The organism is Williamsia phyllosphaerae, from assembly GCF_014635305.1.
Lineage (GTDB): Bacteria > Actinomycetota > Actinomycetes > Mycobacteriales > Mycobacteriaceae > Williamsia_A > Williamsia_A phyllosphaerae.
The window spans coordinates 216,482-243,370 of the sequence record NZ_BMCS01000003.1 but is presented as its reverse complement, the minus strand read 5'-3'; the positions used below and the strand labels follow the sequence as shown (position 1 = coordinate 243,370).

Genomic DNA, 26,889 nt, shown 5'->3' with positions numbered 1-26,889 from the left:
CTACCGCCCACCGCAAATCGCCGACGACAAGACTCTGCCGGGCCGTGTCGCCCCACGGTGCCGCCGGTTCAGGAGGGACTCTCCGCCGCGTCGGCGGATGCGTCCACCGGGGCCTCGGCGTCGGACCGGATGTCGATCCGCCAGCCGGTCAGTCGCGCCGCCAGCCGGGCGTTCTGCCCTTCCTTGCCGATCGCGAGCGACAGCTGGTAGTCGGGGACGACGACGCGCGCGGCCTTGGCGACGGGATCGATGACCGTCACCGAGACCACCTTCGACGGCGACAGCGCGTTGCCGACGAACACCGCGGGGTCCGGGGCGTAGTCGATGATGTCGATCTTCTCGTCGCTGAGTTCGCGCATCACGTTGCGGACCCGCTGACCCATCGGGCCGATGCACGCACCCTTGGCGTTCAGTCCGGACACCCGCGTGTGCACCGCGATCTTCGACCGGTGCCCGGCCTCGCGGGCGACCGCGACGATCTCGACCGAGCCGTCCTCGATCTCGGGGACCTCCAGCGAGAACAGCTTGCGCACCAGGTTCGGGTGCGTGCGCGAGAGTGTGATCTGCGGACCGCGGGCGCCTCGTGCGACACCGACGACGTAGCACTTGATCCGATCGCCGTGGACGTAGCGCTCCCCCGGGACCTGCTCGGCCGACGGGAGCACCCCTTCGGTGCCGGTCGCCTCGCTGCCGATGCGGACGATGATCAGGCCGCGGGCGTTGGCGCGCGAATCCTGCTGCACCACACCGCCCACGATCTCGCCCTCGTGGGTGACGAAGTCGCCGAAGTTCTTCTCGTTCTCCGCGTCCCGCAGCCGCTGCAGGATGACCTGGCGGGCGGTGGTGGCGGCGATGCGTCCGAAGCCCTCGGGGGTGTCGTCCCATTCGGAGATGAGCTGGTCGTTCTCGTCGCGGGACTGCGCCATCACGCGCACCTCCCCCGACTTGCGGTTGACGTCGATCCGCGCATGCGGCGCGTAGCCGTCGGTGTGGCGGTAGGCGGTGATCAGGGCGGTCTCGATCGCCGTGATGACCGTGTCGGCCGGGATGCCCTTGTCGGCCTCGATCATCCGCAGTGCGGCGATGTCGATGTTCATGTGTTTCCTCTCACGTTCTTCTCGGGCAGTCCGCACAGCTCGCGTTCGTCGGCACTGGGCCCTCCGAAGTCCACCTGCACCACCGCCGACGCGACGTCGGCCAGTTCCACCGGGCGGACATCGCTGCGTCCACCGTGGGTGAGGACCACGTCGACGCTCGTCTCGTCGTCGTTCAGTCGGCCGATACGACCGGCGACCTTCTCGGTCGGGGCATCGGGCGACCCGGCTGCGGCGATCTGGACGATGACCTTGCGGCCGTGGGCCCGTCGCCAGTGCCGGGGTGCGGTCAACGGACGGTCCACTCCCGGCGAGGTGACCTCGAGGGTGTAGGCCAGCGCCCCCAGGATCGGCTCGGGCGCGTTGTCGACGACGTCGGAGATCTCGCGACTCAGGTCGGCCAGGACGTCCAGTTCGGCTCCGTTGTCCCGGTCGACCAGGATGCGGACCACACTGCGGTCGCCGGATCGGTGGACGATGACCTCTTCGAGGTCGAAACCCTGTGCTGCGACGACGGGTGAGATCAGGACGGTGATCGCCTCGGTGTCGCCGGACATCTGGGCCTCCTCGTCTGTAGTTGTCTCACGGTGCTCGCCGCGTGGACGACCCGATCGGATCGGATCTCCCTCGCCGCGGGCTGCTGCGGTGCGCGAGTGAGTTTACCCCCCGCGCGAACCCGATTCCGCCATCGGCGACCGGCCACGACGCGACAACGATGTCGCCTGACGCGAACGACGCAGGCGCGCGGTGGCACTATTGCGCCTGTGACCATCGCGCAGCCACGCCCCGGGCCCACCGCCGCGGCCCATCCCCGTCGCGGCCCCCTCCTCGCGCGACCCATCAGTCGCCGGTCGATGCTGGTGCGCACCGTGGCCGTGACCGGTGGTGTCGCCGCGACCGGCACGGTGCTCGCGGCCTGTGGCGGCGACGCCGGGATCAGCGAGTCGACCCGCATCGCCGAACAACTCGCCCCCCTGTCGCTCGCCGCCTCCGACGACGCGGTCGCGGCACGCACGCTGCGCGCGCGCAATCCCGACAGGGCCGCGGCTCTGGCCGTGATCGCCACCGAACGTGAGACGCACGCCACGACCATCAACGACGAGATCGCCCGTCTTGCTCCCGATCTCGCGCGACCGAGCACGTCATCCGGGGTCGCGGCGCCGTCCGCGCAGCCGTCCGGCGCGCCGCCGACCTCCGGTGCGCCCGCCGCACCCACGGTGACCACGGTCGAGCAGTTGCGTGAGCGGTTGGCCTCGACCGCGTCGTCGACCGGGGACCTGGCCGTGAGCATGAGCGGCTATCGCGCCGGGATGCTCGGCTCCATCGCCGCCGCGTGCAACGCCCAGGTGCAGGTGCAGCTCGGATGAGCACCGCCACCGACGGTCTGGGTGCCGCGATCGACTCCGAGAACGCCGCCGTGTTCGTCTACGGCGTGGCCGTGGCCTACGCATCGACTACGCGGCGTTCCGACATCGACGATTTCACCGCCGAACACCGTTCGCGGCGTGACGAACTCGAGGGGCTGATCGTCGCGGCCGACGGTACCGCCCCCGCACCCGCACCGGGGTACGTCATCCCGGTGGCGGTCACCGACGCGGTCACCGCGATCCGGGCCGTACTGGTCGCCGAGGAGGACTGCGCCCGGGCCTACCGCTCGTTGCTCGAGCGGGCCGACTCCGACGCACAGCGGCGGGCCGGGCTCGGCGGGCTCACCGACAGCGCGCGTCGGGCGGCGTCGTGGCGGCTGGTGCTGCGGGTCTCCCCGTCCACCGTGGCGCTACCGGGTACCGGCAATCGCTGATCCGACGGCGTCGAGTGCGACCTCGGTCACCTCACCGGTGGCGCGGTCGCGCACCTCGACCAGTCCGTCGGCGAAGCCGCGGCCCACGACGACCACGGTGGGCATGCCCAGCAGTTCGGAGTCCTTGAACTTCACCCCCGGTGACGCCTTGCGGTCGTCGAGCAGCACCGCCAGGCCGGACGCGTCGAGGTCCTGCGCGATCTCCAGCGCACCGTCGGCGGCGCCTGCGTCCTTGTTCGCGATGACGACGTGGACATCGAACGGGGCGACCGACCTCGGCCACGCCAACCCCTTGTCGTCGAGGGTCTGCTCGGCGATGACACCGACCAGTCGGGACACCCCGACGCCGTAGGACCCCTGGATCAGTCGGACCGGTTTCCCGTTCTCGCCGAGGACGTCGACGCCGAACGCGTCGGTGTACTTGGTACCGAGGGCGAAGATGTGACCGATCTCGATGCCGCGGGCGGCCACCAGGGTGCCCTTGCCGTCGGGTGAGGGATCGCCGTCGCGGACCTCGGCGGCCTCGATGGTGCCGTCGGCGACGAAGTCGCGGCCCGCGACCAGACCGACCACGTGCTTGCCCGCCTCGTCGGCGCCGGTGATCCACGTGGTGCCGTCGGCCACGCGCGGGTCGACGAGGTAGCGGGCGCCGTTGTGCAACAACCCGTTCGGACCGATGTAGCCCTTGACGAGGAACGGGTTGGCGTCGAAGTCGGCCTGCTCGAGCAGCTCGACGGTGGCGGGTTCGAAGGAGGCCTCGAGGCGCTTCATGTCGACGTCGCGGTCACCGGGGATCCCGATCCCGACGATCTCGGTCTCCCCCGCCGGGTGGTGCACCTTGACCAGGATGTTCTTCAGGGTGTCGGCGGCGGTGACCGGGTGGTCGAGCGCGGAGTTCGCCCAGTCGACGAGCGTCGCGATGGTGGGTGTCGCTCCCGTCTCGTGCACGGTGGCGGCGGGCAGTCCGTCAGTCGGCACGGGCGCAGGCGCGGGAGTCAGGACCGCCTCCACGTTGGCCGCGTAACCCGACTCGGTGGACCGGACGTAGGTGTCCTCGCCGTTGCTGCTCTCGGCCAGGAACTCCTCGGACGCGCTGCCGCCCATCGCACCCGACGTCGCCGCGACGATGACGTAGCGGATACCCAGGCGGGCGAAGATGCGCTGGTAGGCGTCGCGGTGGCTCGCGTAGGACACCTTGGCGCCGGCCTCGTCGAGGTCGAACGAATAGGAGTCCTTCATGAGGAACTCGCGACCACGCAGGATGCCGGCGCGGGGCCGCGCCTCGTCCCGGTACTTGTTCTGGATCTGATACAGCGTGACGGGCAGGTCCTTGTAGGAGGTGTACTCCCCCTTGACCAACAGGGCGAACAGCTCCTCGTGGGTGGGCCCGAGCAGCATGTCCACGCCGCGACGGTCCTTGAGGCGGAACAGGTCGTCGCCGTAGTCCGACCACCGATGGGTCACCTCGTACGGATCACGCGGGAGCAGTGCGGGCAGCGAGATCTCCTGGCCGCCCATGGCGTCCATCTCCTCGCGCACCACCGCCTCGACACGACGCAACACCTTGAGTCCCAGCGGCAACCAGCTGTAGACGCCGGGGGCGACGCGGCGGATGTAGCCGGCGCGCACCAACAGCTTGTGACTGGGCAGCTCGGCGTCCGCGGGATCGTCACGGAGGGTGCGGACGAACAGGTTCGACATGCGGGTGATCACGAACGCCAACCCTAGTGGTCGGCTGCCCTGTCGTCCCCCGCCGTCCCTCGGGTGGGGGCCGTGGGGACGGGCGCATTACCGTCAACGTCTGTGCTCATCGTTCTGCCGCCCTCGGAGACCAAGTCCGACGGCGGGCGTGGCGCCCCGCTGGACCTGGCGACGCTGTCGTTCCCGTCACTGACCGCGGTGCGCGAGCGCATCGCGACGGCACTGGTGGAGTTGGCCGCCGACCCGGCCCGCAGCGCGACGGTCCTGGGTCTCGGTCAGCGGCAACTCGCCGAGGTCGACCGCAACGCGGCGCTGTGGACCTCACCGACCCGACCGGCCATCGAGCGGTACACCGGGGTGCTCTACGACGCCCTCGGCGTCGGTGACCTGACCCGGGCGTCGCGCACCAAGGCCGACGAGAGGCTGGCGGTGGGATCCGCGCTGTTCGGGGTCGTGCGCGCCCGCGACCAGATCCCGGCCTACCGCCTCTCGTCGGGATCGAAGCTGCCCGGCATGGGGACGCTGGCCGCGCAGTGGAAGCCCGACCTGACCGATGCGCTGACCGGACTCGACGACGAGGTGGTCGTCGATCTGCGGTCGGGTGGCTACCGCGCGTTGGGGCCGATCGCCGGCGCGATGGACGTGACGGTGCTGACCGAGGCCGCGGACGGATCACGCAGCGTGGTCAGCCATTTCAACAAGCACCACAAGGGTGTGATGGCGCGGTCGTTGGTGACGACCCGCAAGCGGGTGCGCGACATCGACTCGCTCGCCGCGGTGGTGTCCGACGGTGGGCAGCGCACCGAGATCGCGTCGGCGACCGAACTGATCATCCTCACCGACTGAGGTCGGTGTGGCCGCCGCCGGCGACGATCAGGCCGTGACCCGTCCCAGCGATCCGGTGAGTGCGTCGAACGCGGCGACCTCGCCGATCACGACGATCGCCGGCGGGCGGATATCCTGCGCCCGGGCGACCTCGCCCGCCGTGGCGAGGTCGGCGGTGACGCTGCGCTGGGTGGGCATCGAGGCGTGTTCGATGATCGCGACCGGGGTCTGCGGGTCTCGACCACCCTCGACGAGCGCGGTGGTGAACTCCTCGAGTCGTTCGACGGCCATCATGAGCACGATGGTGCCCCGCAGTCGTGCCAGGGCGGGCCAGTCGATGAGCGAGTCGGGGTGTCCGGGCCGGAGGTGACCGGAGACGATGACGACCTCGTGGGTGACCCCGCGATGGGTGACCGGGATACCTGCGGCGGCGGGGGCGGCGATGGCGCTGGTGATGCCGGGCACCACCGTCACCGCGACACCGGCCTGCACGCACGCCGCCAGTTCCTCGAAACCGCGGCCGTAGACGTAGGGGTCACCGCCCTTGAGGCGGACCACGAACTTCCCGGCGCGCGCGTGGTCGATCAACGCCTGGTTGATCGCCTCCTGCTTCATGGCGCGGCCGTAGGGCACCTTGGCCGCGTCGATGATCTCCACCCACGGCGCCAGCTCGGCGAGCAGGGCGGGCGGGGCGAGGCGGTCGGCGACGACCACGTCGGCCGCGGCGAGGAGCCGGCGGCCGCGGACGGTGATCAGTTCCGGGTCACCCGGACCGCCGCCGACGAGGGCGACACCGGCCGGATAGGTGCCCGGGACCGCGGTGCCCAGGGTCCCGTCGATGAGCCCCTGGCCGATCTCCGACCGGATACGGGCCGACCGGCGGTGATCACCCGATGCGAGCACCCCGATGTTCAGGCGGTCGTGCTGGATCGACGCCGGGGTGACGGCGCTGCCGTGGCGGGCGTCGTCGGCGCGCACACAGAAGATCCGTCGGCGCTCGGCCTCGGCGACCACCGCGGCGTTCACCTCGGCGTCGTCGGTGCAGGCGAGCGCGTACCAGGCGCCGTCGAGATCGCCGTCGCGGTAGGCGCGACGCTCCACGGTGATGCCGGGGAACGACTCGACGGTCGGTGTCGGGTCGATCGCGATGACGTGGATGTCGGCGCCGCTGGCCGAGAGGGTGCCGAGTCGGCGGGTGACGACCGATCCCCCGCCGATGAGCACGACGCGTCGCCCGCGCAGGTCGAGGCCGACCAGATAGTGGTCGTCGCCGGACCCATCGGCCACGGCCGGGTCGTCAGGGGTGGGTGCGGACATGCGTAGACCGTACCGACGAGGTGTGTCCGGGTACCAATTCCGCATCGGCGGTCGCCGCTGCGGCGGAATCGACCAGTCGGACAACGGACTCGGGCGCACCTGCCGGGTGGGTGTGCAGGTAGGAGGCGTGCACCGACCCGGCGATGACGCCGTCGGTCAGCGAGGTGCCGACCCGTCGCCATCCCCAGGCGGCCTGCGCGGACCCGATCGGTTCGACGGTGCTGCGGTGGAACTCGTGGCCGGTGATCCGGGTGCCCGCGGTGAACACCGAGGAGTCCGCGAGCGCGACCGCGTCGCGGTAGCCCAGCGTCAGGGACGGACCGAAGTGGCCGCGTACCGGGAGCACGTCGGCCATGGTGTGGCCGTCGAGGTCGCGGGCCAGATAGAGCAGTCCCGCGCACTCGGCGTGGATCGGTCGGCCCGCATCCGCGTGCGCCCGGAGCTGGTCGAGCAGTTCGACATTGGCGGCGAGGGTGTGCACGTGCTCCTCGGGGAAACCCCCACCGACGATGACCGCATCCGAGGCCTCGGGCAGAGGGTCCTGCAGCGGATCGAAGGAGACGACCTCGGCCCCGGCGGCGGCCAGGAGTTCGGCGTGCTCGGCGTAGCTGAAGGTGAACGCGGCGCCCCCGGCGACCGCGACCCGCATGGGTCGCTTCGGTGCACGGACGTCGGCGCGCGCCCGCGCGACGGCGACCTCCTCGGCGGCCGACCACACCGGCCCCGACATCGCGCGGCGGGTGCGACCCGCGGCCACCACGGCGCCGAGATCCGCGGTCGCGGAGACCAGTTGCGCCATCGCCTCGACGGCGGTCCGCGCCGCTCCCCCGTGTTCGACGGCCGGGATCAGCCCGAGGTGGCGTGAGGGCACGACGAGTTCGGTGGCGCGGCCCAGTACGGCGAAGACCGGCAGACCGACGCGGTCGCACGCCTGCCGCAGGACGTGTTCGTGACGGGGTGAGCCCACACGGTTGAGGATGACGCCGCAGATGTCGACCGACGGGTCGAAGCTGCGCAGACCGTGCAGGATCGCGGCGAGCGTCTGGCTGTGCCCGGATGCGTCGACGACGACGATGACGGGGGCGCCGATGAGCGCGGCCACGTGCGCGGTGGAGCCCATGGCCGGACCACTGCCGTCGAAGCCACCGCCGCCGGGACCGCCGCCCTGCAGGTCGTCGTCGGTTATGCGCCCGTCGAACAGACCCATGACGCCCTCGACGACGGCGAAGTCGGCACCGGCGCACCCGGCGGCGAACAACGGTGCGACGCGATCGGGGCCGACGAGGTTGGGATCGAGATTGCGTCCCGGCCGGCCGGCCGCGACCGCGTGGTAGCCGGGGTCGATGAAGTCGGGGCCCACCTTGAACGGGGCCACCCGGTGCCCGGCACCCGTCAGCGCCCCGATCAGTCCGGTCGCGACGGTGGTCTTGCCGCTGCCCGACGAGGGCGCGGCGATGACCACGGTGGGGATCGCGGGGTTCACCATTCGATTCCCTTCTGTCCCTTGCGTCCTGCGTCCATCGGATGCTTGGTCTTGGTCATGTCGGTGACGAGATCCGCGGCGGCCACGAGGCCCTCGGGCGCTCGGCGACCGGTGATGACGACGTGTTGCTTGCCAGGGCGCTCGGCGAGGGCGTCGAGCACCTCGTCGAGTTCGATCCAGCCCCAGCCGAGCGGGTAGGTGAACTCGTCGAGGACGTAGAAGTCGTGTGTCTCCTCGCGCAGTCGGCGGGCGATCTCGGTCCACCCCTCCCGGGCCTGCGCGGCATGATCGGTCTCGGCGTCACCGTGCCGGATCCACGACCAGCCCGAACCCATCTTGTGCCACTGCACCGGGCCACCCTGTCCGGTCCGGTCGTGCAGTTCGCCGAGCGCGGTCATCGCGGTCTCCTCGCCGACCTTCCACTTGGCGTTCTTGACGAACTGGAACACGCCGATGTCGAGACCGGCGTTCCAGGCGCGCATCGCCATGCCGAACGCGGCGGTCGACTTCCCCTTGCCGTCGCCGGTGTGGACGGCCAGCAGCGCGCTGTTGCGACGCTGGCGGGTGGTCAGGCCGTCGTCGGGTACGACGGCGGGGACTCCTTGCGGCACAGTCGCACTCCTCTCGATCGGTGTCCGGTCGTGAACTGCGGTGTGATCAGGCTGCGGCTCGGACTGCGCCGGTCACGGCGTCGGCGGTGATCTCGTCGATCGCCACGTAGCCGCCACCGAGGTGTCCGGCCAGCGTACGGGCCAGCCCCAGACGGATCATGCCCTGTTCGCAGTCCACCACCACGCTGTCGACGCCGCGGGTACGCAGTCGGGCGGCGGCGGATGCGGAGCGTCCGACCGCGTCGGGACCGCTGGTGGCGCGGCCGTCGGTGAGGACCACGACCAACGGTCGGCGGCGTGGGTCGGTGTGTCGTGCGCGTTCGACCAGGGCGGTGGCCTCGATCAGTCCCTCGGCGAGTGGTGTGCGGCCGCCGATGGACACCCCGGACAGACCGCGCAACGCGATGCTCACCGATCGGGTCGGTGGGACGACGACGGTGGCGCTCGATCCGCGCAGCACGACCACCGCGACGCGGTCGCGGCGCTGGTAGGAGTCGCGCAGCAGCGCCGCGCAAGCGCCGCTGACCGCGTCGAGCCGTCGGCGTGCGGTCATCGATCCGGACAGGTCGACGGTGAACACGACGAGGTTTCCCTCGCGACCGATGCGTACCGCTCCCCGCAGGTCCGCGGGTGTGACCTGGAGTCGTGGCCCTCCGCCGCGCTCGCCGTGACCGGCCGCCGCCGCCAACACGGTGGCGTGCAGGTGCAGGCCGGATCCGTCGACCGTCGTGGTCGATCCGACCGTGTGTCCGCGCCTGCTGCGCGCCGGCGATCGCCGGCCGGGGTCGCCGTCGCCGACACCGGCGACCCGCAGCGTGCGGGTGACCGAGGCGGTCTGCGAGAGAGCGAGGTTCGACGGCGGTGGCCCGACCGGGATCGGATCGCGCCGCGGTGTCGCGTCATCGGTGTCGGTGGGCGACGGATCGCTCGACTCGGCGGGTCCGCCGGTGGGCGGCGATGAGTCCGGGGCGGGCGACCCCGATCCCGGGTCGTCGTCGGGCCCGGGATCGGTCGGGTCCCGGTCGGGATCGCCCCCGCCGTCGGTGGGATCGGTCGGTCCGTCGGCGTCGCCGTCACCGTTGTCGCGGTCGGAGTCCTGCTGCGCCGATTCGGCAGCGGAGTCCATGGCCGAGTCGAGGTCGTCGCGGCTCATGTCGGTGTCGTCGAAGGGGTCCCGGCGGCGACGGTGCGGCAACGCGAGCTCCGCGGCGGCCCGCACGTCGGTCTCGTCGACCTCGTCGGCCCCCCGCCAGGCGGCATGGGCGCGGGCGGTCCGGGCGACGACGATGTCGCCGCGGAGACCGTCGACGTCGAGCTGGGTGCAGATGGCGGCGATACGACGCATCTCCGAGGTGGGCAGCCGGACCGATCCGACCGCGGCCCGCGCGGTGGCGATCGATGCCGCGATCGATTCATCGGCGGCGCGCCAGCGGTCGGCGAACACCGTCGGGTCGGCGTCGTAGTCCATCCGGCGGGTGATGACCTCGACCCGGTCGTCGACGTCGCGGGGTGCGGTGACCGCGACGGTCAGGCCGAACCGGTCGAGCAGCTGCGGACGCAGTTCTCCCTCTTCGGGATTCATGGTGCCCACGAGGACGAAACGGGAGGCATAGCTGCGCGACACCGAGTCGCGCTCGACGGTCACCCGTCCCATCGCGGCGGCGTCGAGGAGTACGTCGACGAGGTGGTCGGCGAGCAGGTTCACCTCGTCGATGTAGAGCACGCCCCCGTCGGCCGCCGCGAGCAGTCCCGGCGTGAACGACGCGTCGCCGTCGCGCAGGACCTTCTGCACGTCGAGTGATCCGACGACCCGGTCCTCGGTGGCACCGATCGGCAGTTCGACGACGCGTCCGGCCGCGCCGGTGTGGACCTCGGCCGGCAGCAGCGGCGCGAGGGCGCGCACGATCGTCGACTTGGCCGTGCCCTTCTCGCCGCGGATCAGCACCCCACCGATCGACGGTGCGATCGCGCAGAGGATGAGAGCGAGCTTGAGCGCGTCCTGACCCACCACCGCGGTGAACGGGTACGGGGCGAGAGGACGGTCGGTGGGGTCGGGATCGGGGTGGGAGGAGTGGGTCACGAGGCCTGCCAGGGCTCCCCGCCGCCACGACGCATCGGCACGTGCGGGATGCCGTCGAGCAGGTACTCGGGACCCTCGGGTGCGAAACCGTGCTTGGCGTACATGTCCACCAGGTAGGTCTGCGCGTCGATGCGGCACGCGTGTGACCCGACCTCGGCCAGCGCGGTCCGCAGCAGGCGCGTGGTGTGTCCCTGTCCGCGGTGACCGCGTTCGGTGCACAACCGCCCGATGCGGAACGACTTGCCGTCGTCGTGCTCCTCGAGCAGACGCAGCGTGCAGACGATCTCGCCCTCCTGCTGCAACCAGAGGTGCCGCGTGTCCTGGTCGAGGTCGCGCCCGTCGAGTTCTGCGTAGGGGCAGGACTGCTCGACGACGAACACGTCCACCCGCAACTTCAGGATCTTGTACATCAGAGCGGTGTCGAGGTCCTGGGCCCAACTCCGGTGCAACGTCGCGGTGGCAGTCATGTGGTTGTGACTATCACACGGGGGTGGGAGCTGCCACGCGGCGCTCGTCGTCGGCGACCGAGTCGTCGGCGGGGGTGCTCGACAGTTCGAGCACCTTCGACGTCCAGTCCCACACCTCACCGAACAGCGTCTCGTTCTCGGACAGCTTGTGCCCGAAGGACGGGATCATCTCGGCGAGCGCCGGCTTCCAGGCCTCGAAATGCCGCGGGAAACAACGCTCGAGGACGTCGAGCATCGCGGGCACGGCGGTCGACGCGCCGGGCGATGCGCCCAGCAGGCCGGCCATGGTGCCGTCCTCGGAATTGACCACGGCGGTACCGAACTCGAGGGCACCGCTCATGGCGCCGTTCTTGCGGATGACCTGGACACGCTGCCCGGCGGTGATGAGCTCCCAGTCGGCGCCGAGTGCCCGCGGGACGAACTCCTGCAGGGTCTTCACCCGGTCGTTCGAGTTGGCCGCTAGCTCGCTGATGAGGTACTTCAGCAGCCCGAACTCCTTGGGGGCGATGCTCGCGATCGGGAACGCATTGAAGGGCGTCACCGACTTGAGCAGGTCGAGGTTGCTGCCCTCCTTGAGGAACTTCGGCGACCAGCCCGCGTACGGGCCGAAGAGCAGGCCCGGCTTGTGGTTGATGACGCGGGTGTCGAGGTGCGGCACCGACATCGGCGGCGCACCCACCGCGGCGCGTCCGTAGACCTTCGCGTGGTGCTCGTCGATCAGTTCGGCGTTCGTGCAGCGGAAGAACGCACCACTGACCGGGAACCCACCGAACTGACGGGCTTCCTTGATGCCGGACTTCTGCAGCAGGTGGATGGCGCCACCGCCGGCGCCGACGAAAACGAAGCCGGCGTGCACGGTGGTCTTCTGCTTGGTCCGCAGGTTGACGACCTTGACCATCCAGCTGCCGTCGGACTGCTTCTTCAGGTCGGTGACCGAGTGTCCGAAGTTGACGTTGCCGCCGTCGGCGACGGTGTTGAGCAGCTTCTGGGTCAGGGCGCCGAAGTCGACGTCGGTGCCACCTTCGAACCAGTTCAGCGCCACCGGGTCGGAGAAGTCACGGCCGGTCGACATCAGCGGCAGCCGCTTGGTGAACTCGGACGGGTCGTCGATGTACTCCATGCCCTTGAAGAGGGGATGCCCGGCGAGCGCGTCGTAGCGCTTGCGCAGGTAGTCCACCCCGTCCGCGCCGTGGGTGAAGCTCACGTGCGGGATCGGGTTGATGAACTCGCTGGGGTTGTTGAGGATGCCGTTCTCGATGGCGTGCGCCCAGAACTGCCGCGACACCTGGAACTGCTCGTTGATGGTGATCGCCTTGGTGATGTCGACACCACCGTCCGCCGTCTGCGGGGTGTAGTTCAGCTCACACAGAGCGGAGTGCCCGGTGCCCGCGTTGTTCCACGGGTCGCTGCTCTCGGCGGCCGCCGCGTCGAGGCGCTCGAAGACACTGACCGACCAGTCCGGCTGCAGCGATCGGATGAGCACACCCAGGGTGGCGCTCATGATTCCCGCTCCGACCAGGACGACGTCGGTTTTGACGACCGCAGACGATGAAGACACTTGACGCTCAACTCCCTTGTCGTACTCCGGGCCGATTGGTCCGGGAACATCTCTTGTTCATTGTCCCCCATCAGAGCACCGATCGAAACGTCGGTGTGGGAAAGCGCACCGGCCGCTCAGTACAGTTGGGCGGTGGCTTCCACCCCGCACACACCCGTGCCCCCCACCTCTGACACATCCCTCGCGGCGGGGTCCGCGCGGTGGGGTCCAGATCTGCTCGGCGACGGTTTCGAGGCGCTGACGATCGACCTCGGCGACGACCCGGACGGACAGGCCCCGATCGACGCCACGCTGGTCCGACACCGCCGGACCAGCGAACCCGACGACACCGTGGGCGTGCGACCGTCCGTCCTCTATGTCCACGGCTTCACCGACTACTTCTTCCAGGTCGCGCTCGCCGACGCCTTCGCCGCGGCCGGATACGACTTCCATGCGCTGGACCTGCGCAAATGCGGCCGGTCATTACGCGACGGGCACACGCCGCACTACATCTCCGACCTCGCGCTCTACGACGCCGAACTCGACGCCGCGCTCGACGTCATCGACGCCGCGCACCCGGGGACACCGATCGTGGTGGCTGCACACTCGACCGGCGGTCTGATCACCCCGCTGTGGCTCGACCGCCTCCGGACCCGCGATCCGCAGCGGCACAACCGGGTCACCGGCCTGGTCCTCAACAGTCCGTGGTTCGACCTCCAGGGCCCACCCGGATTGCGGTCGTACGGAACGGTGTTCGTCAACGCCGTCGCGAAACTGGGCGGCCTGCGGGTGATCCCGCGCACACTGCCCGGCGGGTACGGGCAGAGTCTGCACAGCTCCGCCCACGGCGAATGGGATTACGACCTGCGACTCAAACCCCTCTCGGGGTTCCCGGTGACCTTCGGGTTCCTCTCCGCCGTACGCCGCGGACACGCCCGTCTGCACCGAGGACTCGACGTCGGCGTGCCGTCGCTGGTGCTGCGGTCGGCGCGCAGCGCTCTCGGCGGTCCGTACCGACCGGCCGTCGACACCGCCGACAACGTCCTCGACACCGCACAGATCGCCCGCTGGAGCGGGTGCCTCGGCAACCGGGTCACCGCGGTCCCGATCGAGGGCGCACGCCATGACGTGTTCCTGTCGCGTGCGCAGCCCCGCGCCGCCGCCTACGCCGAACTGTCCCGATGGCTGTCGGAGAACACCCCCACGCTGTCCACCCGCCGTGAGATCCACCCACCGAACCCGGGCACCGTCCCGGCACGAGGAGCACGTACATGACCGACGTAGACCTGGCCATCATCGGATCCGGCAGCGGGAACTCGATTCCCGACGATCGTTTCGACGACATGAGCATCGCGATGTTCGAGAAGGGCGTCTACGGCGGCACCTGCCTCAACGTCGGGTGCATCCCGACCAAGATGTTCGTCTACGCCGCCGAGGTGGCGAAGACGATCACGGAGTCCGTGCAGTACGGCGTCGACAGCCACATCGACGACGTGCGGTGGCGTGATGTCGTCGGCCGCATCTTCGGTCGGATCGATCCGATCTCGGCGGGCGGCCTGTCCTACCGGGAGGACAAGTGCGACAACATCACCGTCTACCACTCGCACGTCCGTTTCACCGGACGCACCGAGGACGGCCGCTACCGACTCCGGACCGACGACGGTGACGAGGTCACCGCGGCCAAGGTCGTCATCGCGGCGGGCTCGCGACCGGTGATCCCCGAGGCCATCTCCGACGCCGGCGTGCCGTTCCACACCAACGACGACGTGATGCGACTCGCGGAGCTGCCGCGTCGGTTGCTGATCGTGGGCGGCGGGTACATCGCGGCGGAGTTCGCGCACGTCTTCGGCTCCCTCGGCAGCGAGGTCACCATCGTCGCGCGCGGCGATCACCTGCTGCGCCACCTCGACAGCGACATCTCGGATCGGTTCACCGAGATCGCGCAGAACACGTGGGACGTGCGTCTGAGCGCGTCGGTGACCGCGGCACGTACCGGCACCGGCGGCACCGTCGAACTCGAGTTGTCCGACGGGACGACCCTCGTCGGCGACGCCCTGCTGGTCGCCACCGGCCGTAAACCGAACGGCGACGGGCTCGATCTCGACACCATCGGGGTGTCGCTCGACGACCAGGGCCGCGTCGAGTGCGACGAGTTCGGACGCACGGCAGCCGAGAACGTCTGGACGCTCGGCGACGTCAGCTCGCCGTACCAGCTCAAGCACGTCGCGAACCACGAGGCCCGCAAGGTTCAGGCGAACCTCCTGCGCGCGTGGGACTCCGACGAACTCGAGGCGTTCGACCACCGCTTCGTCCCGGCCGCGGTCTTCACCCACCCGCAGATCGCGTCGGTGGGTCTCACCGAGTCGGAGGCACGCGAGCAGGGCCTCGACATCACGGTGAAGGTGCAGGACTACGGCGACGTCGCCTACGGCTGGGCCATGGAGGACAAGACCGGGCTCTGCAAGATCGTCGCCGAACGCGGGACCGGCCGACTCCTCGGAGCCCACATCATCGGCCCGCAGGCGCCGACGGTCATCCAACCGGTCATCCAGGCCCTGCACTTCGGGCTCGACGCGAGGTCGATGGCCACGGGCCAGTACTGGATTCACCCGGGTATGCCCGAGGTCCTGGAGAACGCGCTGCTGGGTCTCGACATCTGAGGGACCGCGCCGGGTTCGACGGGTGATTCGACGACCATCAACACAGACTGAAGTCTGGTCCGCGACGACACCGCAGCGCGGGTGGATGATCTGGTCGTGCGCCTGAACGCCCCGGCGGCGCAGCGTCCCGTCTAGTGGTCGCGTTGCTCGCGGGCGATGCGGCGTTGCTGTTCGGCCCGTTCACGCACCTGGGCGGCGAACAGGGCGGCCTGCGTGTCGGCGTCCGTCGACGGGGCCGAACCCGGTGTCACACGAGGCTTCTCGGTCGGCGCAGCATCGGTCTCTGCGTCATCTTTTTGGGGCCGCCCGAGGGCGAGCCACGCGATGGGCCCGACCAGCGGTAGCGCCATCGACAGCAACGCCCACACCGGTTTCGGGACGCCGCGCACCGTGCGGCCGTCGGTGAACACGATGTCGACCAGGACGACCACGATGATGAGGACGTAGATCACGGCCAGAAACGGCATCGTGGTCTCCTCTCGTCGATCGGTACGGGAAAGCTGTGGATCAGAACTCCACGGATCAGAACACCGCGGATCGCAACGCGATCTCACTCGCGAGCGCGGGCGCCGCGTTCTGCGGGATCCAGTGGTCGACGCCGGGCAACTCGCAGAAGCGGTAGTCGGCGTAGACGAAGCGTGAACTGGCCTCGGCCTGTTCACGGCCCAGTGCGGTGTCGCCGTCACTCCACACCATCGTGGTCGGGACCTCCACGGGCGCGCAGGCCATGTTGGCCGCGATGTCACCGCTGAAGTTCGCGCGGTACCAGTTGGTCGCACCGGTGAGTCCGGCCCGTTCGAGCAGCGGGGCGCACGAGTCGTCGGGCAGCAGCCCGCGCAGGAACGCGGCGTCGTCGGCGAGCAGTCGGTCCTCCGAGGCCGGATCGATCAGCATCGGGATGTACGACGACCGTTCGCGTTGGTCCGTGCTCTGCGACAGCGCCCCGGCGATCGCCGACGGGTGCCCCACGCTGACGGCGACGAGCCCGGTCAGGCGGCCGGGGTGTCGGCCGGCCAGATGCCACGCCACGATGGCACCCCAGTCGTGGCCGACGACCAACGCATAGTTGATGCCGAGCCCGTCGAGGATCCCGACCGCGTCGGACACCAGGTGCTCGATGCGGTAGTCCTCGACGTTCGGCGGGCGCGCGCCCGGCGAGTACCCGCGCTGATCGGGTACCACGGTCCGCAGCCCGGACTCGTGCAGCCGGGGGACGATCTCGTCGAAGCAGGTTCCGCTGCTGGGGAATCCGTGCAACAGCAGGACGACGGGACCGTTCTCGGGACCGCCTACCCGTACGGTGAACTCGAGGTCGCCGACGGCGACGGTCGTGGTGTCGACATTCATTAACACCAGCTTACGTGCGCGCTCCGCCCCGGCCACCGGCTTCGAGGGTGATGCCCACCGTGGGCAGATCACCAGGGGCGCCCGACTCGATCAGCGCGATGATCGAGGCCATGTCGAGATGTCCGTCGACGAGGTCGGCCATCCGATCGATCTGCGCCATCCGGATGGCGGTGAAATCGGTGTCGGGTGCGACCACGAAACCGGTCTTTCCCGCCGCACGCGCCACGTCGCCCAGGACATCCCGGCGGACGGCGTCGTTCGCGAGCAATCCGTGCCAGTGGGTACCGCGGATCGCACCCGCGACCGTCCCCTCGGGTCCGTGATCGTCGTCGACGACCCACGGGTCGGCCGCCGTCGCGACCACCTGGCCGTGGTGGATCTCGTACCCCTGCGCCCGCTGCCCCCCGCAGCTGCCGCGGACCGGGCGCACCGTCTTCGCGACCGCGAACTCGACCCGCAGGTCCAGGATCCCCAGTCCCTCGACCGGACCGGACTCCCCCGACGTCGATTCGACCTCGTCGAGGATCGAGGTGCCGAGCATCTGGTAACCCCCGCAGACGCCGATGATGGCCTGGCCGCGCCCGGCGCGCTCGACCAGCGCACGGTCGAGTCCCCGTTCCCGCAACCAGGCGAGATCGGAGACGGTGGCCCGGGTGCCCGGCAGGACGACGAGGTCGGCGCCGGCGACACTGGCGATGTCGGCGACCCAGCGCACGTCGACACCCGGTTCACAGGCCAATGCCTCGAGGTCGGTCGAGTTGGACAACCGCGGGAGTCGGATGGCGGCGACGGACAGACGATCGGTCCCGATCCCCGGCGTCGACAGTCCCAGGGTGCGTCCGATGGGCGACGACAGCGAGTCCTCGGCGTCGAGCCACAGATCGGGCTCGTAGGGCACGACGCCCAACGTGGGCCGGCCGGACAGGACCCGGAGTTGCTCGAGTCCCGGGTCGAGGATCGACTGCGCCCCACGGAACTTGTTGACCACGAACCCCGCCACCCGGGATTGGTCCTGCGCACCGAGCGCCGCGACGGTCCCGAGCAGATGCGCCAGCACTCCCCCGCGGTCGATGTCACCGACCACGAGGACGGGGATGTCGGCCGCCTCGGCCAGCCCCATGTTCGCGATGTCGGATTCCCGGAGGTTGATCTCCGCGATCGACCCGGCGCCCTCGCAGATGACCACGTCGAAATCCGCACGTAGCGAGGCCAATTCGGCGTCGACGATCTCCGCGAGGGCCACGCGACGGCTGTGGTAGTCGGTCGCGGAGATCCACCCGTCGGGCCGACCGCGCACCACGACCTGCGAGCGACGGTCGGAACCGGGCTTGAGCAGGACCGGGTTGAACCGTGTGGACGGTTCGAGTCCACACGCCAGCGCCTGCATGCCCTGCGCCCGGCCGATCTCGCCGCCGTCGACGGTGACCACCGAGTTGTTGGACATGTTCTGCGCCTTGAAGGGCGCCACCGCGACCCCCCGCCGGTGCAGTGCGCGGCACAGGCCGGCGACCAGCAGGCTCTTGCCCGCGTCTGAGCTCGTGCCGCCGATCAGCAGCGCGCCTCGCACGCCGGTCTACTGCGCCGCGGCAGAGGCGGGAGGAAGGGTCAGGACCTCGACGCCGTCGTCAGTGACGACGAGGGTGTGCTCGAACTGGGCGGTCCACCTGCGGTCGCGGGTCACGACGGTCCAGCCGTCATCCCACACGTCGTAGGCGAGTCCGCCGAGGTTGATCATCGGTTCGATGGTGAACACCATCCCGGGTTCGAGGACGGTGTCGACGTTCGGCTGGTCGTAGTGCAGGACCACGAGTCCGTTGTGGAACGTCTCGCCGATCCCGTGGCCGGTGAAGTCGCGGACCACGCTGTAGCCGAACCGATTCGCGTAGGCCTCGATGACACGACCGACGACGTTGAGCTCACGTCCGGCCCGTACCGCCTTGATCGCCCGCATGGTCGCGGTGTGGGTGCGCTCGACCAGGTCGGCCACCTCCTGCGAGACGTCGCCCGCGAGGAAGGTGGCGTTGGTGTCGCCGTGCACGCCGTCGATGTAGGCGGTGACGTCGATGTTGACGATGTCGCCGTCGGCGATCACCGTCGAGTCCGGGATCCCGTGGCAGATCACCTCGTTCAGCGAGGTGCAGCACGACTTGGGGAACCCGCGGTATCCGAGCGTCGAGGGGTAGGCGCCGTGATCGATCATGTACTCGTGCGCGATCCGGTCGAGCGCGTCGGTGGTGACACCGGGTTGGACCGCCTTGCCCGCCTCGGCGAGGGCGTCGGCCGCGATCCGGCCGGCGACGCGCATCTTCTCGATGGTCTCCGGCGTCTGCACCCAGGGTTCGTGCCCCTCGTTCGCGCTGGGCTTCCAGACGTATTCCGGGCGCTCGATCGACGACGGGACGGCCAACGTCGGCGAGACGACACCCGGCTCCAGAGCTGTACGTACAGACATCCATCCACCATATCCGCTCACGGTGGCGGGTCCGTCGCCCGCGGGACGGCGGCGATCAGTCGAGGAAGTCCGGCGGCAACGCCGTGAAGAAGTCACGGGTCACGCCGACGGCATTGTCCGAACTCGCGCCGAGCACGACGAGGGTCGCGAACGCGAGGTCGCCGCGGTAGCCCGCGAACCAGGCGTGCGATCCGCCCGGGACCTCGGCCTCACCGGTCTTGCCGAACACCTCGCCCTGATCCTTGATCCGGTCGGCGGTGCCGTCGACGATCACCTCCCGCATCATCGGCCGCAGCTGCCGGACGACAGCCGGGTCGATGTCGGGGTGCGGTCCCGACACCGTCGTGGCCCGATCCAGGATGAGTTGCGGGACCGGCGTCGATCCGTGGGCGACGGTGGCCGCGACCATGGCGAGCCCGAACGGACTGGTGAGGACCTTGCCCTGTCCGAAGCCGTCCTCCGTGCGGGCGATCAGCGCCGGCTCGATCGGCACCGAGCCCGAGTCGACGGGGATGCCGGGGACGTCGAAATCGGTGCCGATGCCCATCGAGGCAGCGGCCGAGGCGAGGTCGGACGGACCCATCTCGCTGGCGAGTTTGGCGAACGTGGTGTTGCAGGATCGCGCGAACGCCTTCTGCATCGACACCTCTCCGAGGGAGAAGTTGTTGTAGTTCGGGATCGTTCGTTCACCGATCGTGACCTCGCCGGGACACCCGACCTGGGTCGACGGCTTGGCCAGGCCGGTCCCGATGGCCGCGGCCGAGGTGACCATCTTGAACGTCGACCCGGGCGGGTAGAGACCCGTCGTGGCGAGCGGACCGACCTTGTCGGCCAACGCGTTCTGGGCGACGGCGAGCAGACGGCCGGTCGAGGGCTGGATGACCACCATCATGGTCTGGAAACGCGACGCCGCGTTGACCGCGCGCTGAGCGGCCTCCTGCACACTGCGGGACAGGCTGATGTCGACCGACGGCGAGGGTGCGGGGTCGACCTCCGCGAGGACGCCGGCGGTGGCACCGTTGGGGTTGAGGGAGAGCACCCGCCACCCGGCCTTGCCCTCGAGATCGGTCGCCACCTGCTTCTTGACCTGACCGACCAGGTCGGGCGCGAACGTCGGGTCGGTGGGCACCAGATCTGCCTGATCCGACGTCGTCGCGCCGGGCACGGCCGCGAGGAGATCGCTGACCTGGTCGTACTGGCCCCGGTTGATGGTGGCGATGACGTAGTTGCCCGAGACCGCGGTCGCGCCCTCGGCGATGGCCTGCGCGCTGAGTCCGGGGGTGAACCGTCCGAGTATCTCCGCGAGCCGCGTGGCGGCGTCGGAGACCGAGCCGGTTCTCGCCGCGGTCGTCGCGTCGAGCCCGACCCGCATCACGGTGCCCGGCTCGAGCACCGTCGAGCCGTCGCTCTCGTTGACCGAGCCGACCGGAGCGGGGACGTCCTGCAACGACATCCGCTGTGTCGCACCGAGTTCGGGGTGGATGTCAGTGGAATCCCACCGGACCTGCCACCCGGCGTCGGTGCGTGACATGGCCAGCTTCGCGTCGTAGCGCCACGTCTGCTTGCGCGGCAGGGCCCACTGGTAGGTCACGTCCACGGTGGCGGTGTCGCCGGTCACCTGGGACCGGCCCGTCGTCGCGGTCATACCGGTTGCCCGCAGGCCGGAGAACGCGGCGTCGATGTCGGTGGCGGCGCGCTGCGGGGAGTCGGTGCGGCGCGCGGCCTCGTCGGTGCGGTGGGCGCCGAACACGGAGAGGAAGTTGCCTGCCGCGGCGCGCGGTCCGTCGTCGCCGCCACCGGTGCAGGCCGTCCCGGCCACGACGACGACTCCTACGATCGCGAGGGACACCAGGTGTCGCGTCGCCTTCGGGTCCACTCTCATCGGGTCCGATACTAGGTCGGCGCACCCGCACGGCTGCCGCGCCACGCAGCGCGTCTGCCTGAGAATTCGCCGAGGAATCCGCGGCGTGATCGGGCTGGGGTGTCTCAGTCCACCAGGATGGTGGCGAAGCGGCCGACCTCGCGGAAACCGACCCGCTCGTAGGCCTGGCGCGCGGGGTGGTTGAAGCCGTTGACGTAGAGGCTCGACATACGCCCGTCGGCGGCGATGGCGGCGACCACCGCGGCGGTGCCCGCGGCCCCCAGGCCGTGGCCACGTCGTTCGGGCGAGACCCAGACCCCCTGGATCTGGCCGACCCTCCGCGACATCGACCCGATCTCGGCCTTGAACACGACCACGCCGTCCTCGAAGCGGGCGAAGGCGCGGCCGGTGCTGATCAGAGCGGCGATCCGCCGTCGGTAGGACCGGCCGCCGTCGCCGGCGCACGGGTCGACACCCACCTCGCCGACGAACATCTCGATCGCCGCGGGCAGGTATGCGTCGAGCTCCTCGATGCGGACACGTCGGACGAGGGGGTCGGGGCGCAGCTCCGGTGGCCCCGACATCGCCAGCAGCGGCTGGTCGTCCCGGATCTCGCGGGCGGGACCCCAGTGGACGGTGGCCAGTTCCCAGAACGGGATGACGTGCTGCGCGCGCCCGACCACCGACGAACACAGGCGCGGATTACGCACCGCGCGTGCGGCGAACGCCGCGATGTCCTCCTCGTCGCCGAGCATGGGGATCAGGTTCGCGCCGGAGAAGCACAACGCGGACGCGGGATCGCCGTTGCTCCAGAGCTCGCCGCCGAGCATCCGGGGGTTGATCCCCTGTTCCTCGACACGCGCGGCCACCATGCACATCCCGACCGGGTCGAGTTCGAGCGCATGTGCGACCGCCTCGGCGTCTCGAGCGCCGAGTGGCTTGTCGCCCAGCAGCTTCAGCACGATTGCTCCTGGCTCCTCAGAGGAGGTGGCGCAACCCGTCGGGCGACGAGCCGCGGTGGACGCTCACCGGGTCCCGTCCGGTGCAGCGGACGGTCACCCGACGCTGACGACCGGCGATCCGGTGGTTGCCTCAGGCCCAGTCTCCCCCGATTCGGCCGCAATGCGTAGCGCTTCTTCGATCAGGGTCTCGACGATCTCGGCCTCGGGCACCGTCTTGATGACCTCGCCCTTGACGAAGATCTGTCCGCGGCCGTTGCCCGACGCGACACCGAGGTCGGCCTCGCGTGCCTCACCGGGTCCGTTGACGACACATCCCATGACCGCGACGCGCAGCGGGACCTCCATGCCCTCGAGACCCGCGCTCACCGCGTCGGCGAGCTTGTAGACGTCGACCTGTGCGCGACCACACGACGGGCAGGACACGATCTCGAGCTTGCGCGGCCGCAGGTTGAACGACTGCAGGATCTGGTCGCCGACCTTGATCTCTTCGGCGGGCGGCGCGGACAGCGACACGCGGATGGTGTCGCCGATGCCCTCCGACAGCAGCGCCCCGAAGGCGACGGCGGACTTGATCGTGCCCTGGAACGCCGGGCCGGCCTCGGTGACACCGAGGTGCAACGGGTAGTCCGACTGCGCGGCGAGCTGCCGGTAGGCCTCGACCATGATCACCGGGTCGTTGTGCTTGACCGAGATCTTGATGTCACCGAAGCCGTGCTCCTCGAACAGGCCGGCCTCCCACAGCGCGGACTCGACGAGAGCCTCCGGGGTCGCCTTGCCGTACTTGGCGAGCAGTCGTGGGTCGAGCGATCCGGCGTTGACGCCGATGCGGATCGGGATGTTCGCGTCCTTGGCGGCCAGGGCCACGTCCTTGACGCGTCCGTCGAACTCCTTGATGTTGCCGGGGTTGACGCGCACGGCGGCGCACCCGGCGTCGATGGCAGCGAAGATGTAGCGCGGCTGGAAGTGGATGTCGGCGATGACCGGGATCTGACTCTTCTTGGCGATGATCGCGAGCGCGTCGGCGTCCTCCTGCCGCGGGCAGGCCACCCGCACGATGTCGCAGCCCGAGGCGGTCAGCTCGGCGATCTGCTGGAGCGTGGCGTTGATGTCGTGGGTCTTGGTGGTGGTCATCGACTGCACCGAGATCGGGTGGTCGCTGCCGACACCGACCTTTCCGACCTGGATCTGGCGGGTCTTGCGTCGGGGTGCGAGCACCGGCGGCGGTGCCGCGGGCATGCCGAGGCCGATCGACATCGGGCCGGATGTGGAGTCGCTGCTCATGGCTGTCGCTTCCTAGAAGAGTTTGATCGGGTTGATGATGTCGGCGGTGAGGGTCAGGACCATGTAGCTGCCCATGATCGCGAGCACCACGTACGTCGCCGGCATCAGCTTGATGTAATCGACCGGGCCTTTGGCCACCTTGCCCAGGCGGGCACGGATCGTGTTGCGGGCCTTCTCGTATCCGATGATCGCGATGTGGCCGCCGTCGAGCGGCAGCAGCGGGACCAGGTTGAACAGACCGAGGAAGAAATTGATGCTGATCAGCAGCAGGAGGACCGCGGCCCACTGACCCCGCTCGGCCAGGTCGCCGCCGATGACGCTGGCACCGTAGACGCTGACCGGGGTGTCGGCGGCACGTTCACCACCGGTGACCGAGGTCCACAGCGCACCGACCTTCGACGGCAGCGACAGCAACGAGTCCCACGTGGCGTGGGCGAGCGAACCGGTGAACATCACCGCGCCGGGGACGGCACCGAGCACCGAGTACTGGGTGTAGCCCGACGTGCGCGGGTACGCGATGCCGATCTGGTTCACCGTTTTCGTCGCACCCGCACCGGCCTCGGTGTCCGGGACGGTCACCGGCTGCGGGGTGACCGTGACGTCGAAGCGGGCACCGTCACGCAGCACGGTCAGCACGACCGGACCGGTGCTCTTCTGGATGACCGGGCTCAGCTCGGACGCGGTGCTCACCGGTTGACCGCCGACGGCGACGATCTCGTCACCGGCCCGCAGGCCGGCGGCCGCAGCGGGACCGGTTCCGGTACACGGCGACGAGGTGCCGTCGGATGCGATGGTGGCGCTCACGCAGTCGGTGCCACCGACCCTCGATGGTGTGGGCGGCGGACTGAGGTCGGGCAGGCCCACGCTCAGCGCCATGATCACGATCAGCACGAACCCGAGGATGAAGTTCTGCATCGGTCCGGCGATCATCACCACGAAGCGCTTCCACGCCTTCTGGAGGTACATCGCCCGATGGGCCTGCTCCGGCGCGATCTCGTCGTAGGTGGTCATGCCGGCGATGTCGCAGAAACCGCCCAGTGGCAGCGCCTTGATGCCGTACTCGGTCTCGCCGCGTCGGAACGACCAGATGGTGGGGCCGAAACCGATGAAGTACCGCCGCACGAGCATGCCGGTACGTTGCGCAGCCCACATGTGACCACACTCATGCCACGCGATGGACAGCAACAATCCCAGCGCGAACAGCAGCACACCGACAACGAAGACCACCGGAGCCATTACCTCTCTGACCGAATGACGAGTTCAGCGGCCCGCCGACGAGCCCAGTCGTCGGCGGCGAGAACCTCCTCCACGGTACCCGGGGTCGCGGCCCACTCGTCCGCCTGCGCGAGGACGTCACCGATGATGCCCACGATGCGCGGGAACGTGATCGCCCCGGCGAAGAAGCCGTCGGCCGCGGCCTCGTTGGCCGCGTTGAACACCGCGGTCAGCGATCCGCCTCGGGTTCCGGCCGCGCGGGCGAGGTCGATCGCCGGGAACACGTCGTTGTCGACCGGTTCGAACGTCCACGCCGACGCCGTGGAGAAGTCGCAGGCGCTCGATGCGCCCGGGACCCGGTCGGGCCATCCCAGGGCCAGCGCGATGGGGAGCTTCATCGACGGGGGCGACGCCTTGGCGATGGTGGCACCGTCGACGAAGGTGACCATCGAGTGCACGATCGACTGCGGGTGCACGGTGACGTCGATGTGGTCGTAGGCGACGTCGAAGAGCAGGTGCGCCTCGATGACCTCGAGGGCCTTGTTGACCAATGTCGCCGAGTTCAGGGTGATCATCGGCCCCATCGCCCACGTGGGGTGTTTGCCCGCCTGCTCGGGCGTGACGTCGACGAGTTCGGCGGCGGTCCGTCCTCGGAAGGGGCCGCCCGAGGCCGTCAGCACGAGACGGTCGACCTCGGCGGCGCTACCCCCGCGCAGGCACTGCGCGATGGCCGAGTGCTCCGAGTCGACCGGCACGAGCTGCCCCGGCGCCGCCGCGGCGAGCACGAGCGGACCACCGGCGACAAGGGACTCCTTGTTCGCCAGGGCCAGTCGGGCGCCCGACTTCAACGCGGCCAGGGTGGGCCGCAGGCCCAACGACCCGACGACGGCGTTGAGCACGACGTCGGCCTCGACCGATTCGATGAGGGCGCACATCGCGTCGTCACCCCGCAGGACCCCGCCGATGTCGAGGACCCGCTCGAGTTCCTCCGCACCGGCCGGATCGGCGACGGCCACCGCCGACGACGCGATCCCGAACGCGGTGATCTGCTGTGCGAGGGCGTCGATGTTCGAGCCACCCGCTCCGAGGCCGACCACCTCGAATCGGTCCGGGTGCTCGGCGATGACCTCGAGGGCCTGGACTCCGATGGACCCGGTGGAACCGAGGATCAGTACGCGGATGGTCACCCGTCCATTGTGGTCGGCGGGTGATGGGCGTGCCAATGCCGGGCTATGTCGATGCGCCGGGTGATCCACACCCGCTCGTGGGACTGGATGTGATCACACAACCGTTCCAGGGCGGCGATGCGGGCGGGACGACCGACGAGGCGGCAGTGCAGGCCGATCGACAGCATCTTCGGCGCACCCGCGACGCCTTCGGCGTAGAGGACGTCGAACGCGTCCCGGATGTAGGTGTGGAAATCGTCGCCGGTCGCGAAACCGATGGGCGAGGCGAACTTCATGTCGTTGGTGTCGAGGGTGTACGGCACGACCAGGTGATCGACGTCGGTGCCACGACCGTCGGGGACCGACACCCAATACGGGAGGTCGTCGGCGTAGCTGTCGGCGTCGTAGGCGAATCCGCCCTGCTCGACGACCAGGCGACGCGTGTTGGGGGAATCGCGACCGGTGTACCACCCCAGCGGTCGGTGACCGGTGATCTCGGTGAGCAGGTCGATCGCCTCGGTCATGTGCGCGCGCTCGACGGTCGGGTTTATCAGCTGGTAGTTCAGCCAGCGAAAACCGTGCGCGGCGATCTCGTCGCCGCGCTCGGCGAACGCCGCGACGACCTCGGGGTTACGGGCCATGGCCTGGGCGACGGCGAACACGGTCAGCGGTATCCCCCGGCGCTCGAACACCCGCAGCAGACGCCACACACCGGCGCGGGAGCCGTACTCGTAGAGCGATTCCATGCTCAGGTGCCGGTTCGGATAGGACGCCGCGCCCGACATCTCGGAGAGAAACGTCTCACTCCCCCGGTCGCCCTCGAGGACGTTGTTCTCCGACCCCTCCTCGTAGTTGAGGACGAACTGCACCGCGATCGCGGCACCGTCGGGCCACTTCGGGTCGGGTGGGTGCTGGCCGTACCCGACCATGTCGCGGGGATAGTTCTCGGACCGATATCTCGACAACGACACCCGGCCATTCTCACACCGGCCATCCTCGGCTGCAGCCCCCGACACGACGGCGATATGC

Annotated in this window: 24 protein-coding genes; 5 read left to right on the top strand and 19 right to left on the bottom strand. The window is 69.8% G+C overall.

The genetic code is table 11. The features are described 5' to 3' along the window. Window positions 1–68: 68 nt before the first annotated feature. Both nusA and rimP read right to left on the bottom strand, forming a co-directional pair. Window positions 69–1,097 carry a transcription termination factor NusA gene (nusA, locus tag IEV93_RS19700; RefSeq protein WP_188492198.1) on the bottom strand — a complete coding sequence of 343 codons (1,029 nt, stop codon included), beginning with the start codon at window positions 1,095–1,097 and terminating at the stop codon, window positions 69–71. After that, window positions 1,094–1,651, bottom strand: a complete 558-nt coding sequence (gene rimP / locus IEV93_RS19695) for a ribosome maturation factor RimP (RefSeq protein WP_188492196.1) — start codon at window positions 1,649–1,651, stop codon at window positions 1,094–1,096. Before rimP ends, nusA begins: the two co-directional genes overlap by 4 nt. Window positions 1,652–1,858: 207 nt before the next feature. Here rimP and IEV93_RS19690 point away from each other — a divergent pair, with 207 nt between their 5' ends. Continuing rightward, window positions 1,859–2,461 (top strand): hypothetical protein, encoded by a 603-nt coding sequence (locus IEV93_RS19690; RefSeq protein ID WP_188492194.1) that lies wholly within the window; start codon window positions 1,859–1,861, stop codon window positions 2,459–2,461. Then, a complete protein-coding gene (locus IEV93_RS19685; RefSeq protein WP_188492191.1) occupies window positions 2,458–2,895 on the top strand; it encodes a ferritin-like domain-containing protein in 438 nt (145 codons plus the stop codon). The genes IEV93_RS19690 and IEV93_RS19685 overlap by 4 nt, the downstream gene beginning before the upstream one ends. Here the strand turns inward: IEV93_RS19685 and IEV93_RS19680 are convergent. Next, entirely contained in the window at window positions 2,872–4,608 is a 1,737-nt protein-coding gene (locus IEV93_RS19680) for a proline--tRNA ligase (RefSeq protein WP_188492189.1), read from the bottom strand. The genes IEV93_RS19685 and IEV93_RS19680 overlap by 24 nt on opposite strands. 90 nt (window positions 4,609–4,698) lie before the next feature. On the opposite strand from IEV93_RS19680, the gene yaaA reads away from it, so the two are divergent. Further along, complete coding sequence (yaaA, locus tag IEV93_RS19675; protein ID WP_188492187.1) at window positions 4,699–5,442, top strand: peroxide stress protein YaaA; 744 nt, start codon at window positions 4,699–4,701, stop codon at window positions 5,440–5,442. A 27-nt stretch (window positions 5,443–5,469) separates the two neighbouring features. Here the strand turns inward: yaaA and cobA are convergent, their stop codons facing one another. Genes cobA through mqo form a run of 6 tightly spaced genes read right to left on the bottom strand, consistent with a single transcriptional unit; the run spans window position 5,470 to window position 12,937 of the window. Further along, window positions 5,470–6,738, bottom strand: a complete 1,269-nt coding sequence (gene cobA, locus IEV93_RS19670) for a uroporphyrinogen-III C-methyltransferase (protein ID WP_188492185.1) — start codon at window positions 6,736–6,738, stop codon at window positions 5,470–5,472. Beyond that, window positions 6,719–8,224, bottom strand: coding sequence for a cobyrinic acid a,c-diamide synthase CobB (locus IEV93_RS19665; protein WP_188492183.1), 1,506 nt, complete (start codon window positions 8,222–8,224; stop codon window positions 6,719–6,721). Before IEV93_RS19665 ends, cobA begins: the two co-directional genes overlap by 20 nt. Continuing rightward, window positions 8,218–8,832: a cob(I)yrinic acid a,c-diamide adenosyltransferase gene (gene cobO, locus IEV93_RS19660; RefSeq protein WP_188492181.1), complete on the bottom strand. Its 615-nt coding sequence runs from the start codon at window positions 8,830–8,832 to the stop codon at window positions 8,218–8,220. The genes IEV93_RS19665 and cobO overlap by 7 nt, the downstream gene beginning before the upstream one ends. A 46-nt stretch (window positions 8,833–8,878) precedes the next feature. After that, window positions 8,879–10,912, bottom strand: a complete 2,034-nt coding sequence (locus IEV93_RS19655; protein WP_188492179.1) for a VWA domain-containing protein — start codon at window positions 10,910–10,912, stop codon at window positions 8,879–8,881. After that, window positions 10,909–11,379, bottom strand: a complete 471-nt coding sequence (locus IEV93_RS19650; RefSeq protein WP_188492177.1) for a GNAT family N-acetyltransferase — start codon at window positions 11,377–11,379, stop codon at window positions 10,909–10,911. Before IEV93_RS19650 ends, IEV93_RS19655 begins: the two co-directional genes overlap by 4 nt. A 13-nt stretch (window positions 11,380–11,392) precedes the next feature. Next, window positions 11,393–12,937 carry a malate dehydrogenase (quinone) gene (gene mqo / locus IEV93_RS19645; RefSeq protein ID WP_188492176.1) on the bottom strand — a complete coding sequence of 515 codons (1,545 nt, stop codon included), beginning with the start codon at window positions 12,935–12,937 and terminating at the stop codon, window positions 11,393–11,395. 132 nt (window positions 12,938–13,069) lie between these two features. Here mqo and IEV93_RS19640 point away from each other — a divergent pair, with 132 nt between their 5' ends. Together IEV93_RS19640 and mtr are read left to right on the top strand one after the other, a co-directional pair. Then, window positions 13,070–14,191 carry an alpha/beta hydrolase gene (locus IEV93_RS19640; RefSeq protein WP_371873870.1) on the top strand — a complete coding sequence of 374 codons (1,122 nt, stop codon included), beginning with the start codon at window positions 13,070–13,072 and terminating at the stop codon, window positions 14,189–14,191. After that, the gene (mtr, locus tag IEV93_RS19635; protein ID WP_188492175.1) at window positions 14,188–15,576 is read left to right on the top strand and encodes a mycothione reductase; all 1,389 of its coding nucleotides are present in this window, start codon (window positions 14,188–14,190) and stop codon (window positions 15,574–15,576) included. The genes IEV93_RS19640 and mtr overlap by 4 nt, the downstream gene beginning before the upstream one ends. Before the next feature lie 131 nt (window positions 15,577–15,707). Here the strand turns inward: mtr and IEV93_RS19630 are convergent, their stop codons facing one another. From IEV93_RS19630 to puuE, 10 genes are all read right to left on the bottom strand, one after another. Beyond that, window positions 15,708–16,043: a PLD nuclease N-terminal domain-containing protein gene (locus IEV93_RS19630; protein ID WP_188492174.1), complete on the bottom strand. Its 336-nt coding sequence runs from the start codon at window positions 16,041–16,043 to the stop codon at window positions 15,708–15,710. A gap of 55 nt (window positions 16,044–16,098) precedes the next feature. Further along, window positions 16,099–16,923 (bottom strand): alpha/beta fold hydrolase, encoded by an 825-nt coding sequence (locus IEV93_RS19625; protein WP_188492173.1) that lies wholly within the window; start codon window positions 16,921–16,923, stop codon window positions 16,099–16,101. Between the two features lie 10 nt (window positions 16,924–16,933). Continuing rightward, window positions 16,934–18,490 (bottom strand): cobyric acid synthase, encoded by a 1,557-nt coding sequence (locus IEV93_RS19620; RefSeq protein WP_229705345.1) that lies wholly within the window; start codon window positions 18,488–18,490, stop codon window positions 16,934–16,936. A 6-nt stretch (window positions 18,491–18,496) separates the two neighbouring features. Next, window positions 18,497–19,375 (bottom strand): type I methionyl aminopeptidase, encoded by an 879-nt coding sequence (gene map / locus IEV93_RS19615; RefSeq protein ID WP_188492172.1) that lies wholly within the window; start codon window positions 19,373–19,375, stop codon window positions 18,497–18,499. A gap of 55 nt (window positions 19,376–19,430) precedes the next feature. Then, window positions 19,431–21,257 carry a penicillin-binding transpeptidase domain-containing protein gene (locus IEV93_RS19610; RefSeq protein ID WP_188492171.1) on the bottom strand — a complete coding sequence of 609 codons (1,827 nt, stop codon included), beginning with the start codon at window positions 21,255–21,257 and terminating at the stop codon, window positions 19,431–19,433. Between the two features lie 104 nt (window positions 21,258–21,361). Next, window positions 21,362–22,198: a GNAT family N-acetyltransferase gene (locus IEV93_RS19605; RefSeq protein WP_188492170.1), complete on the bottom strand. Its 837-nt coding sequence runs from the start codon at window positions 22,196–22,198 to the stop codon at window positions 21,362–21,364. 93 nt (window positions 22,199–22,291) lie between these two features. Next, entirely contained in the window at window positions 22,292–23,479 is a 1,188-nt protein-coding gene (gene ispG / locus IEV93_RS19600; protein ID WP_188492169.1) for a flavodoxin-dependent (E)-4-hydroxy-3-methylbut-2-enyl-diphosphate synthase, read from the bottom strand. Window positions 23,480–23,491: 12 nt separating this feature from the next. Next, window positions 23,492–24,706 (bottom strand): M50 family metallopeptidase, encoded by a 1,215-nt coding sequence (locus tag IEV93_RS19595; RefSeq protein WP_188493222.1) that lies wholly within the window; start codon window positions 24,704–24,706, stop codon window positions 23,492–23,494. A gap of 8 nt (window positions 24,707–24,714) precedes the next feature. Beyond that, window positions 24,715–25,917, bottom strand: coding sequence for a 1-deoxy-D-xylulose-5-phosphate reductoisomerase (gene dxr / locus IEV93_RS19590; protein WP_371873869.1), 1,203 nt, complete (start codon window positions 25,915–25,917; stop codon window positions 24,715–24,717). Beyond that, complete coding sequence (puuE, locus tag IEV93_RS19585; protein WP_188493220.1) at window positions 25,878–26,789, bottom strand: allantoinase PuuE; 912 nt, start codon at window positions 26,787–26,789, stop codon at window positions 25,878–25,880. The genes dxr and puuE overlap by 40 nt, the downstream gene beginning before the upstream one ends. Window positions 26,790–26,889 lie beyond the last annotated feature (100 nt).